The sequence below is a fragment of the Geitlerinema sp. CS-897 genome, assembly GCF_028368005.1.
Taxonomy (GTDB): Bacteria; Cyanobacteriota; Cyanobacteriia; order Cyanobacteriales; family Geitlerinemataceae; genus Baaleninema; species Baaleninema simplex.
Genome location: NZ_JAQNCQ010000361.1, coordinates 1 through 12632 on the forward strand (window position 1 = coordinate 1; position 12632 = coordinate 12632).

General features: G+C 54.8%; 8 protein-coding genes. 1 reads left to right on the forward strand and 7 read right to left on the reverse strand.

Annotated features, from left to right (window positions below):
- Positions 1 to 390 precede the first annotated feature (390 nt).
- Both POG22_RS22845 and POG22_RS22850 read right to left on the reverse strand, forming a co-directional pair.
- The gene (locus POG22_RS22845) at positions 391 to 1413 is read right to left on the reverse strand and encodes a hypothetical protein (RefSeq protein WP_498907246.1); all 1023 of its coding nucleotides are present in this window, start codon (positions 1411 to 1413) and stop codon (positions 391 to 393) included.
- A gap of 114 nt (positions 1414 to 1527) precedes the next feature.
- Entirely contained in the window at positions 1528 to 2625 is a 1098-nt protein-coding gene (locus tag POG22_RS22850; RefSeq protein ID WP_498907247.1) for a hypothetical protein, read from the reverse strand.
- A 223-nt stretch (positions 2626 to 2848) separates the two neighbouring features.
- Between POG22_RS22850 and POG22_RS22855 the strand changes: the two genes are divergently transcribed.
- Positions 2849 to 4927 (forward strand): S8 family serine peptidase, encoded by a 2079-nt coding sequence (locus tag POG22_RS22855; protein WP_498907248.1) that lies wholly within the window; start codon positions 2849 to 2851, stop codon positions 4925 to 4927.
- Between the two features lie 120 nt (positions 4928 to 5047).
- Here the strand turns inward: POG22_RS22855 and POG22_RS22860 are convergent, their stop codons facing one another.
- From POG22_RS22860 to POG22_RS22880, 5 genes are all read right to left on the reverse strand, one after another.
- Complete coding sequence (locus POG22_RS22860) at positions 5048 to 7540, reverse strand: alpha/beta hydrolase (protein WP_498907249.1); 2493 nt, start codon at positions 7538 to 7540, stop codon at positions 5048 to 5050.
- Between the two features lie 23 nt (positions 7541 to 7563).
- A complete protein-coding gene (locus tag POG22_RS22865) occupies positions 7564 to 7737 on the reverse strand; it encodes a hypothetical protein (protein ID WP_498907250.1) in 174 nt (57 codons plus the stop codon).
- A 417-nt stretch (positions 7738 to 8154) separates the two neighbouring features.
- On the reverse strand, positions 8155 to 8787 hold the full coding sequence (locus POG22_RS22870; protein WP_498907251.1) for a hypothetical protein: 633 nt from the start codon (positions 8785 to 8787) through the stop codon (positions 8155 to 8157).
- Between the two features lie 41 nt (positions 8788 to 8828).
- A complete protein-coding gene (locus POG22_RS22875) occupies positions 8829 to 9095 on the reverse strand; it encodes a hypothetical protein (RefSeq protein WP_071592038.1) in 267 nt (88 codons plus the stop codon).
- Positions 9096 to 9125: 30 nt separating this feature from the next.
- On the reverse strand, positions 9126 to 12569 hold the full coding sequence (locus tag POG22_RS22880; protein ID WP_498907252.1) for an efflux RND transporter permease subunit: 3444 nt from the start codon (positions 12567 to 12569) through the stop codon (positions 9126 to 9128).
- Positions 12570 to 12632: the final 63 nt, after the last annotated feature.

Consider the following 12632-nt stretch of genomic DNA (forward strand, 5'->3'; position numbering starts at 1 on the left):
GAAAAAAGACAGCTTGTAGAAGAAGCTGCTAGGCGTGGTATGACACAATCAGAACTAATTAGAAGTTTAATTGCTCGTTTTCCAGAACCCAGTAAAAAGCCGTCCTAGAAGGACGGGGCTTGTATCCCGGTTTTTTGGTCACCGACGGTTTCGAGCCTCTTTCTGTATCGGATTCCCTCTCCAACCGCTCTACAATGTTTGAAATTTTTTTCAAAAAAAGCGGGAAATTCGCGTCTGGCCAGAAGGGTTGACAGAAAACTTTTTCGCGGCGATAATAGAATTATAATCTTATGGGTTAATTCGGCTATAAACTTGATTTTTTAATCAATAAACGAACGAGCAAAACCCCTCTCTCCTCCGCGACACAGTGGCCGACCTCCGAAAACCGCCTCAATACGCCGCCACCTGTGGAGCGATTACCATCACCCGCTGACTGTCCACCACCATCGCCCAAAACCCGTTACTGCTGAGCCGTTGAAGGAGTTGGTTCGCCTCGGCCTCGTTCGACGTGTACCCCGCCAACAAAAACGGTCGTTGACCGTAAGACACCAAACCGACAGGTTGGCTCGTCAACAACCGAACCTGAGCGGCGACCTGAGTTTGATTGAAATAATCCACCAATACCGCATAACCCGGCGCGAGCGTTTGAGGATTGTAGGCCGTTGTCATTGACGGAGAAGGCGTTGTCGTCGGGAGTGTCACCGTCGGCGTCGGCGGGAACGAAGAAGACGAAACCGACGATTGAGGAACCGGGACGTAGACGGGTAACTCCGAAGTATCGATTTCCTCATCCGACGAGGGAATCTCGAACGAGCTGTCAGATAAATTGGCAGGGGGAAGATCGCGCGAGTTCATATTGCGATCGACAGCCACGTCGAAATCCGCCCCGTCTACCTCCTCCTCCGTCGCAGTCGTCGAAGCCGCCGAAGATCGACCTTCCGCCGGACGCGCCTCGATAATCTCGACCCGAGGTAACTCTAAAAAACCAGACGACGGAGTCGAGGGAGTCGTTTGAGAAGAAGTCGTTGCCGTTGTCGGTGGAGTCGATCTCGCGGGTGGCGTGGCTTGAGCATCGCTCGGCGGACGGGTGACGAACGCGGCCAACCCCACCTCTTGCGTAATCGATCGCGCCAAACTCGACGCCTCCTCCTGAGAATTGAAACCCTCAACGCGCACGACGACTTCTTCGAGATAGGAACAGACCCGAGCCTGAAGCTGCGGCGCCAGCAACTGCCGAACGAGGGCCGGATCGTCTTCCGTTTCGCTGACGATCAATAACAGGTACTCTCCCGGTGCAGGCGGTTCGCAGTCGGGCAATTGTGCCGCAGCCGGAACCTGCCAACCGGACGCACCGGCCAGCCCTAAAGTCACCGTCAAACACGCGATCGGACTCGAGAAAGCTTGTAGGCGCATGGTTCGCAATTGCAGTACGGAACAGAGAGAGAGGACAAAGGAGCGAAACAGTGAGAGTCGAGAAATCAGCACCTTCTACATACTGCACTCTAACTTAAGACGCTACCTCATCGTCTAATCGCGACGAGCCGGATAGGGATCGTTGACAAATCCCAGCTCGAAGAGTTGTCGGTACGCGTTTTTCCCTAAATCCCGCGTTGGGTTTTGAGAACCGACAATTTCGACGAGTAGCGGAACCGCCAGTTCCGGTTGGTTTCGAGCGCGATGTAACAGGGCAAGTTGGTAAGTCGCTTCGTCCCGTAACTGAGCTGAGTCGAGGGCGAGGCGTCGTTGTTGTTCGTAAATCGCGTTATCGATGCCCGAGAAACTCCCCGCTAACTGTTGGTAGTAGTTCGAGAGGCGATTTCCCAGTTCCCGAGCTTCTTGGAGTTTGCGAGCCGCAACGTCGTAATTTTCCTCCGATACCGCAGCGTTCGCCTGTTCCATCAATCCCGAAATGCCTCGTAGGTTGAGAATCGAACTTTCTGCTAGAGGACGGGGGGCGTTATCTTCAGTTTCCGACGTTTCGGCCGCACCCGTTTCTTCCGTACCGTCTTCACCCGTCTCTTCCGGTTCGTTCTCGATTTGAATGCCGAAGGGCGACTCGACAAATCCCAGTTCGTAGAGTTGGCGATAGGCGCGGTTTCCCAGTTCGCGGGTGGGGTTTTGAGACGCGACAATTTGAACCAGAAGGGGAACCGCAAGTTCCGGCTCGTCTTGGGCGCGATGTAACAGGGCGAGTTGATAGGTCGCCACGTCTCGCATTTGAGCGGCTTCTAAGGCCATGCGTCGCTGTTGCTGGTAAATGCGGTTGTCGATCCCCGAAAACCCGCTCGACAGTTGTTGGTAAAACGAGGAGAGTTGGTTGCTCCACTGTCGTGCTTCTTGCAACTTACGAACGGCCAGATCGAAATCGTCGACGGCGATCGCCGCGTCCGCTTCGTCCGTCAAGCGGCTAATCCCTTGTAAACTAAGGGAACTGTCGTCCATAGGCAGGCGCGGAGCCGCAGCAGTTTCCTCAACGGGGGCGAGATCCGTAGTGTCGGGAAGTTCGATTTCCCCCGGTGTTTGTCCCCAAGCCTCGGGTGTGGCGAACGTTGCGGCTAGAACGAGGAGAAACGTCGAGGGTCGAGAGAGTCGAAAGCGGCGGAACCCATGAGTTGGAAATAGCATTTGAACCTTCACCTATGCAGTGCCAATGGCGATCGAACGAGACGGAAGAGGACGACCGACGAAGCGTTACGATGTTTTTAACAAATCTCTAACAAAGGCGTATCTTAACATTTCTCCGTCCCAAAGACAGCCATCCGGACATTGCGATCGCTCGAGCGCGATCGTCGAGTTAAGATAGCGATCGATCTCGGTATCGATCGCCAACACAGGCAGGGGGGAAGTCGTGGCTGAAGCATTAGGAACGACGTTACAACGCGGCGGCGAAACGCTATCCCTCAACAAAGCGATCGATCGCTTCACCGTGCGCCCGCAATCGCCCGCTGTCAGCGAGTCGCTGTTGTCCCAGGTGCGAGCTTCCTTCTGCGGCCGAGTTCCCATCGGTTCGCGAGAAGAAGCAATTTTACTCGAGTTTCGCGTCGAAGATCCCGCCCAACTCGACGCCGCGATGGATCGAACCCGAGAGTTAGAAGACGTTGCCTTTGTCAGCCACGTTTACGAAATTCAAAGCAATCCGGGGAGCTTCGTTTACTTAGCCGACGACATCACCGTCATGTTTGACGAGAGCGTTACTGACGGTGACCGAAGCGCGATCGCCGCCGAATTCGGACTCGAAGAACTGCGACCCCTCGAAGGCTTACCCGGAGCGTTCGTGTTCCGCGTCACCAAAAACGCCACCGCCAACCCCATCAAACTCACCAACGCCCTTCTCGACCGGGACGGCGTGCTGGCGGCCGAACCCAATATCGTGATTCGCTCTTCCCTCACCTACCGCCCCGACGACGATCTCTATCCCCGTCAGTGGTACTTACACCACGACGGCGGCGCGTTGCTGTCTCCCAACTCCCACATCGACGCCGAAAAAGCCTGGGACGTAACCCGAGGCGATCGCTCGGTAGTCGTGGCAATTACCGACGATTCCATCGACATCGACCATCCCGACTTTCAAGGAATTGGCAAAATCGTCGCCCCGCGAGACTTGCGCGGTAAAGATTTCCTTCCCCTACCCGAAGCCCAAACCGACAACCACGGAACCGCCTGTGCGGGGGTCTGTCTGGCAGAAGAAACCGGTAGCGGTATCGTCGGCGTCGCCCCCCGTTGCGCCCTGATGCCGATTCGCACCACCGGCTATCTCGACGACGACTCTATCGAAGAACTGTTTGACTGGGCTAGCGATCGCGGAGCTTCCGTCATCTCCTGTAGTTGGGGCGCGAGTGCCGTCAATTTCCGCCTGTCGATGCGTCAATACGCCGCCATTTCCCGAACTGCTAGCAAAGGCCGCGACGGCAAAGGTTGCGTCGTCGTCTTCGCCGCCGGAAACGCCAACCGTCCCATCCGAGGCATCATCGACGAAACGAGCTGGCCGCAAAACGTCCTGTCGGGAAACACCCGTTGGTTGAGCGGTTTTGCCACCCACCCCGACGTCGTTGCCGTTTCCGCCTGTACCAGCCAAAGTCGCAAAGCCGCTTATAGCAACTGGGGCGACGAAATTTCCGTGTGCGCCCCCAGCAACAACGCCCCACCGGGAATTTGGCTCCAACAAACCGGTTACATCAGCACCGCTCCCCCCGTCACCCAAGCCCTGCCGGGTTTGGGCGTGTTCACCACCGATCGCGTCGGAAGTGCCGGTTACGCCCGAGGGGACTACACCGCTGGATTCGGCGGCACCTCGAGCGCCTGTCCCGTGGTGGCCGGAGTCGCCGCCCTCGTTCTCTCTGTCAATCCCGACCTCACCGCCGCTCAAGTTAAAGATATTCTCCAGCGCACCGCCGACAAAATCGTCGATACCGAACCCGACCCCCAACTGGGAAAACGGTTAGGCACTTACGACAACCAAGGGCGTTCTCCCTGGTTCGGCTACGGTAAAGTCAACGCCTACAACGCCGTTCTGGCCGCCAAGGAAATGCGGGAAGCCCCCCATACGGTGACGAAACGGGTTCGCGGAACCAACGATCGCTCTGTGAGAATTCCCGACGGCGATCTCGACGGCGTTCTCAGTCCGATTCGCGTTCTCGATGATTTGCCCGTTGTCGAACTGGCTGTCAACCTCGACATCGACCATCCCTATCTCGGCGATTTGGAACTCTATCTCGTCGCCCCCAACGGTGAAACTGCCTTGTTACAAGGTCGCGGCGTCGGACGAAAATCGGGATCGAACGCCAGCTATTCGATGGCAGACACCCCCTCGCTGAACAAGTTTCGCGGCACGTCCGCCCAAGGCATTTGGAACCTACAGGCGATCGACGTCGCCCACGGCGATACGGGAACCCTCAAACGCTGGCAGTTAACCCTCGGGATGGGATGAGGAGATGAAGACAGTCACCAGTCGCCAGTCACCAGTCACCAGTCACCAGTGACAACTGTTCCCTGTCCTCACTCTTCCCTCTTCACTCTTCACTCTTCCCTGAAGAAGCTCCCCCTCTCCTCAACGGGTGCAGTAATCCAGCGTCTCGAAGGCGATCGGATAAAACCCACTCAGCCACTCGTTTCGCGCCTCTAATGCTGTGTCGCTGCTAATGAAGGCGTTGACAGTTCGTTCCCAGGTTTTATCGTTGTCGGGCAACGCGAAGCCGTAATAATCGCAAGTCAGCGGTTGTTCGGGAACCAGGGCGAAATCGCTTAAATCGGCGTTGAGGCGCAGCAGTTCTCCGAGAATCAAAATGCTATCGCTGGCAAAGGCGTCGATCGCCCCGGTCGCTACCGACTCCAGTGCGGTATAGTCGTCGTTGAAGAGGACTGTTTCGGCGTTGGGATAGCGATCGCGCAGGAACTGTTCGGTTGTCGTGTTCTCCAACACCCCCGCTTTCACCCCGCTGAGGGTTGTATTGGGATTGACGCGATCGACGCTGTCGAGATTCACTAAAAACTGGGTTCCAGTGACGAAAAACGGCTGCGAAAACGCGATACCGTCGGGGTTGCGAACGAGGGTGTTCGGCCCGCATTCGAGATGGACGCGATCGCTGCGAACTAAATCGAATCGCGTACTCAAACTCGACGGCAATTGAACCACCTCAATGCCTCCCGGCATCTCTAACTCGGTTTCTAAATAATCGGCGAAGGAGTGCAACACCTCCGCACAATACCCATTCCACAACCCCTCATCGTCGAGATAGCCGAACGGTGGGGAATCGCTGCGAATGGCAGCTTTTAAAATACCCGTCCGCTGAATTTCCTCGACCACGCTTTCCTGACGGGACGCCGACGCCGAAACCACAGTCGTCGGGAACATTTCGATAGGTGGTTCTCCCCCATAGGCCGAAATCAACATCTCCGGCGTCAACTCCCGAATCAAGTTCACCGTCAACTCGTCATAATCGATATATTGCCCGTAAGATGCCGTCAGATAAGGCTCGTAAAACTCGTCTTCGGCTAAGTAGTACCGGAAAAACGCCACGTTCAACGCTTTCAAATAAGGCTGTCCGTAACCCACCGGACCGCGCAACCACTCCGGTAACTGCTGCGTGTACTCGTCCATTCCCGTCGAGAAGTGCGTCCCCGGAACCATCGCCATCAGATACTTCTCGTCTGTTCCCGTCATCCATAGAAACGGATGGATTTGTTCGGGAATCGACGGCGCGATAATGTCGTTACTTCCCGAGATTAACATCGTGGGAATCGAAATGTTGGCCATGCCCTCGGGGCCGAACACGACGCTGGTAATGGGATAGGACGCCAACGCTGCTTTAAAGCGAGGGTCGTAGAGATCGTAATTGACGGGGGGCAAATAGGACGCCAAACATTGCAGGGTGACGGAGAAGTTCAATGTAAAATGTTCTTCCCGAACGCAGGATTCGGTCAACCGTGCCTGATTAATTTCCGCCCCCGCCATCGACAACGCTGTCGTTCCGCCGAAGGAATATCCCATGATTCCCGCACGGTTGACATCGATGCGTCCTCGCCAATCGGGATCGTCGGAGTTCACCAGGCGTTCGAGTTCGTCGAGTGTCGCCGTCAAGTCCAAGCCGCGACTGAGATATTCGATGGGACTGATTAGATCGCTCAGTTCCCCTCGTAAAAAGGCTTCGCGATATTCGAGGTTACTGCCGATATGTTCGGGGGCTGCCACCGCTAACCCGTAAGAGGCCAAGTGTTCGGCTAGATAGTCGTAATTGTCGCGGTTCGACCCGAAGCCGTGGGTCAACACCACCACGGGAACAGTTTCGTCGAGTCCTTCGGGAAGGTAGACATCCACATCGAGATCGTAGGACGCAGCGAGTCCCAACTCTGTCGGACGAATGCCGCTGACGGGGAACCGCAACCGCCGCACTTCCACGCCGTAAGGTCCCGGTTCTCGCAAGTCGGGGCGTTGAGAAAAGTCTACTGGGGAATCGTTAGCCGCTTCTCGCTGGGCTTCGGCCACGATAACGTCCGTTGCAGCTTGGCGATAGTCGAAAAACAGCGAGAGTTGGTTGGCCACTTCTAAGATAAAGCGGGCGTTAACGCGGATTTCGCGGGTCGGATATTTTTTTAGGACGTTGAGGAGGGTGAAACTTTCGCTGTCGTCGGAGGCTGCTACCAGAATTGCCGATCGCAAGGCTTGACCGCCGTTGAGTCCGCTATCGGTTTGGATGATGGTTCCCAAACGACGCAGAAATCCTTCCCCAATGCCCATGTAAAGGGCTTTTGAGAGAACCGTGGCACTCAAGGGGAGTTCTCGCGTCAGCGCCCCGCGCATGGTTTTGTGGGTGCTTTCGTCAAAAAATTGTAGGTAGAAGGCGAGGTCTGAATCGATTTCTCCGGTTTCGGCGAAGGTTTCGAGGGATTCGATGGGAACGTAGAGTTCGAGCGGACCGTAGGTGATGGCGAGTCGTTCGGCGGCCTGGGTGGGTTGGGGAGCGATCGCACTCCCGAATACGCTCGTCCCTGCGACGAGTCCAAGCAGCCAGCGTTGCAGGTGTTTGGGGGTCAAGTGCGTCATGGTAACGTCAGCGAGAACAGATCTTACAAGTCGTTTCCGGTTTCGTCGGCTTGGGGGAGTTCGGCCGCACCTACCGGAACGGCGATCGACAGCCACAGCGCGATCGGAATCGCGATCGCCGCAAGCGTTCTTTTCCAGAAGCCTGGTGGGAAACTGTCGGGTCGGTTCCCACCAGGCGATACGACGATCTCGAACATTTTATGCACCTCGATCTCGCATTTTTGACTTTTAATTGACTTCAATTTTCTCATAAAATTTCGCTATTTTTGTGAAGTTTTATAAATTGTTTTCAAGCTGATTTTTATTGATTTTTAAAGAGAATTTACTAAGAACGATCTCAGACTATACTTGACAAAAATACCAAAAAATGCAACAAAGACAGCAAATTAAAAACGAGCAGCACTATAGGGAATCATTCTGCTCGTTCCAACGATTTATTGTAAAACAAATGCCGATCTCTTGGGTGCATCTCAAAAATGTAAATTTATCAGATCGGAGTCTCTGCACTGAATTGAGCTGTTGTTGGGTTTCGCTATCGCTCCACCCAACCTACCCCAGACTCATATTTTTACATCCATTGAGATGAACCCGATTTTTTTGCTTTAAACCTCCATTTAAATTTTTTGAAACGACTGAAAGAATGCTGCGATCGCCTCCATCGACGCCACGTCATTTAACTGACTGACCGCGAGGAGATATAAGCGATCGCCATCGAGAATCAATCGAAACGAAATCGTTTCTTCCTCGTTCTCAAACCTCAAATCTTTGACTGCCAAACCACCTACAGACGTATTGCGATCGCTCGTCATTTCAAAATTACTTTCTCGCTCCACCAGGCGATCGCGCACCTTCTCCAAAACCTCCGCCTCGCTTCCCAACTGACGGAACTCGAACGGTTCCGAATACGCCGCCACGTAACGCGAAAACTCCAGTTGCGTCGCCAGAATTTCAAACTCGACCGTTCCGGCTGACGTTTCCACCGTTTCGGTTTCCTGAACTACCGTTCCTTGCGGTAGCCAAATCGAAAAACCCCCCTCTCGCAACACCACGCGCTGCCAACTCAAATTTTCCCCCGAAACCGTCAGCGGTGAGGGATTCGACTGTTGCCGATCCATTTGTCGGATTTCTTCTTCAAATTGGTCGTAACCTCGCTCGAAGAAGTTGGGACGGTTGAGTTGAGCCAACGTAGGAGTTGTTAAGCCGAGCGTGGTGAGAAGGGCAAAAACGCTAACATGGGTCGTCTTCATGGTTCGTTGAGTCCCTAAAAATTTGAGAGCATTTTCAAATCCTACAGGGGGTGACGGTTGCGATCGGCATAACGCCGCATCCGATCCCGTTCCCGCCGTTCGGCTTCGGCTTTAAGCTGGCGAACCGTTTCTTGAGCCGAACCGACAGCCGCACCTAAAACCGCACCGACGATCGCGTATTTCCGGTGAGCGTGTTGGTAAATATCGCTTTCGTAGGGAGGATTAGCCATTTCAGCGATCGCGATTCCCAGCATGGCTCCGATCGCTGACGTAACGACAGCAGAAAAAGCGATCGATCGTTGGTTCATGGCAGCTTCTCCCAATTTCCAAACGCGACGTTAGGTTTTAGACGGGGGTGTTTCGGCTTCCCCTTCAACTTCACCACTCGCCTCGCTCGAAGGAGGTGAAGACTCCACCGCGTTCTCGTCGCCATCGACAACTAAATGTTTTCCGTTACCGTTTCCCCGTCGCGGCGGTGGAGATTGGACTTGGGGCGATCGCGGTTCTGCTTCAGTCTCCCGTTCTGTCTCCATTTTAGGCTCGATTTCAGTATCGATCGAGGGACTCGGTACGGAAGGCTCACCATCGGGTATTGGCGGAACCGTTTGCATCGGCGTCGGAGGCGTCGGAGGGGGCGCAGCTGTGGGCGTTTCCCCGTCAGCTAACAGGAACCGCGCCTCGAAACTCTTCACGACAATGTAGAGAATCGGTACCACCAGGAAGCTGAGGAACGTCGCCACCAGCAACCCACCGAACACCGCCGTTCCCAAGGACCACCGACTCGCAGAACCCGCACCCGAAGCGATGACGAGAGGGAAAAATCCCACCAAACTCGAAATTGCCGTCATCAAAATCGGTCGAAATCGCTGTTCGGCGGCGTTGACGGCTGCTTTTGCGATACTCATCCCTTCAGCGCGAGATTGGTTGGCGAACTCGACGATGAGAATGGCGTTTTTACTAGCTAAGCCGATGAGCATCACCAACCCCACCTGAGCGTAAACGTCCAAGTTCAAACCCCGCGCGAACAGGAACACCAACGCCCCGAGCATCGCCAGGGGAACGGTGAGCAAAATGATAATCGGGTCGATATAGCTTTCGTATTGCGCCGACAACACGAGAAAGACGATGACGATACCCAACCCGAAAATAATCACGGCTTGACCGCCTGCGGTGAGTTCTTCTCGAGCCGTTCCCATCCACTCGCGCCCCGTACTGGGTAGTGCGGCTTCTTTGTAGGCGGCTTCCATCGCTTGCAGGGCTTGCCCGGAACTGTAACCCGGTGCGTTGGCTCCCTGAATTTTAATGGCGCGGAACAGGTTGAAGTGGCTGATAATCTGCGGCCCGGTAATCGGTTCGGATTTGACGAGTTCGCCGAGGGGAACCATATTTCCGTCTCGCGATCGCACGTAAATTTCATCGATGTTTTCAGTGCGCGATCGAAACTGGCCTTCGGCTTGGGCGTACACCCGATAGCTGCGCTGTCCCAGGGTAAAGTCGTTGACGTACTGCGATCCCAAGTAAATGCCTAACGTGGTCATGGCATCGCTAAAACTAACGTTGGCGGCTTTGAGGCGATCGCGATCGACGGTCAATTGCACTTGGGGCGTGTTCGCCGTCGCCTGAGTAAACGCACTTCCGCCAATTTCAGGTTTTTCGTTCGCCGCCCCAATCACGTCGTAGGTGTTGCTGAGTAAGTCCTCGTAAGTTAACTGTCCGCCGCTGCGGTCTTGAAGCTGAAACTCGAACCCGCCGAAGGTACTCAATCCCTGAACTGGCGGTGCGTTAAACGCCCGGACGACTGCTTCTTGAATTTGCGCGAACTGACCGTTCAGCTTGGCGATGAGTTCGTCTGCGGCTTGACCTTTCCCCGTCCGTTCGCTCCAGTCTTTAAACGATCCAAAAAACAGACCCTGGTTCGATCCGCGTCCGTCGAAACCTACGCCGCTGACCATAAAGGTTCCTCGAATTTCCGGCGTCTCGAGGAGAACGTTCTCAGCTTTTTCGAGAACCTCCTTCGTATAGTTGAGAGACACGCCGTCGGGGGCTTGAACGATTCCCAAGAAATAGCCTTGGTCTTCCTCCGGTACGAACCCTGTCGGGACGACTTGGTACATCCAAACAGTCGCGACGAGGGCTGCTACAAACAGCCCCATGACGAAGACGCGCACTCGCACCAAGCCGTTAACGGCGTCGCGATATTTCTCCGTCGTCCAGTGCAATCCAACGTTAAACCCGTTAAAAACTTTGCCCAACCAACCGCGAGTTTCCTGTCGCGGACGCAGCAGCAACGCCGACATACTGGGGGAGAAACTCAAAGCGTTGAAGGTCGAACACAACACCGTAAAGGCGATCGTCAAGGCGAACTGTTGGTAAATTTTTCCAGTGGTTCCGGGGAAGAACGCCACGGGAATAAAGACCGCCATCAATACCAGAGACGTCGAAACCACTGCCCCAGAGAGTTCTTGCATACAGGCGATCGCCGCCGCTTTCGGCCGCATCCCCGCGTCGATTTTCGCCGAGACCGCTTCGACGACCACGATCGCATCGTCCACCACCAGACCGCTGGCCAGAATACAGCCGAACAGCGTTAAGGTGTTGATGGAAAATCCGAACATCAGCAAAAACGCCATCGCCCCGATTAACGCCACGGGAATCGCCACGGCGGGAATAATCGTCGTGCGCCAGTCTTGCAAAAATACGAACAAAATCGCGATTACCAACGAAATCGCTTGCACCAGCGTCACCAACACCTCTTTCAACGAGGCTTTCACGAAATCGGTGGTGTCGAAAATCAGTTCGGCTGTCAGTCCCGGCGGAAAATTCTCTTCCAACTCCGCCATACGCGCCTTAATTGCCGTTGCTACGTCCATAGCGTTACTACCGGGAAGTTGGTTGACTCCAATTCCCACCCCCGCTTTACCGAACGTACTCACCGAGGCTGCATAGGTTTCTTGTCCGAGTTCGGCCCGTCCCACATCCTTGAGCCGTACCAGCGTCCCGTCGTCGTCTACCTTTAAAACGAGGTTTTCAAACTCCTCGGCACTTTGCAAACGCCCCGGAACCCGTACTGTAAACTCATAGGCTTGGTCTGCCGGGGCCGGTTGCTGTCCGACACCACCGGCTGCTACTTGAATGTTTTGTTCGCGAATGGCACCCGTTACGTCAACCGCAGTCAACCCTCGACTGGCCAGAGCGCTGGGATCGAGCCACAGGCGCATGGCGTATTTTCCCGCTCCGTACAGGGTAACGTCGCCCACTCCCGTAATTCGCTTGATTTCGTCGAGAATAAACAAATCGACGTAGTTGGTCAGGAAGAGTTCGTCGTATTCGTCGTTTTCGGAGAAAAAGCTATAGACGAGAAGAGTACTGCTCGAAGCGGCTTTGACGCGCACTCCCGTTTGTTTGACAGCATCGGGAAGTTGCGGTTCGGCGACGGAGACGTTGTTTTGAACGTTAACTTGAGCGATGTCTTTATCCTGTCCGGGTTGGAACACGACGCTAATGGAACTGCTCCCGTCGTTGCTGCTGTTGGACGTGATGTAGTCCATCCCTTCAACTCCGTTGATTTCCCGTTCGAGAATGGTCGTAACGGTGTTTTCAACGGTGGCTGCATCGGCTCCGGTGTAGTTGGAGTTCACGTTAATGCGAGTTGGTGCCAGTTCGGGCAGTTGTTCGATGGGTAGCAGCGGAATCGCAATCCCCCCCACCAGCAAAATCATCAGGGTGCAAACGGTGGTCAGCACCGGACGCTTAATGAAGTTATCGGCAATGCTGAGAATCACGATCGCGTTCGGGGTGAAAGGACGGGTGGGGAGAGGGGGAGAAGGGGAGAGGAGAAGAGGGGG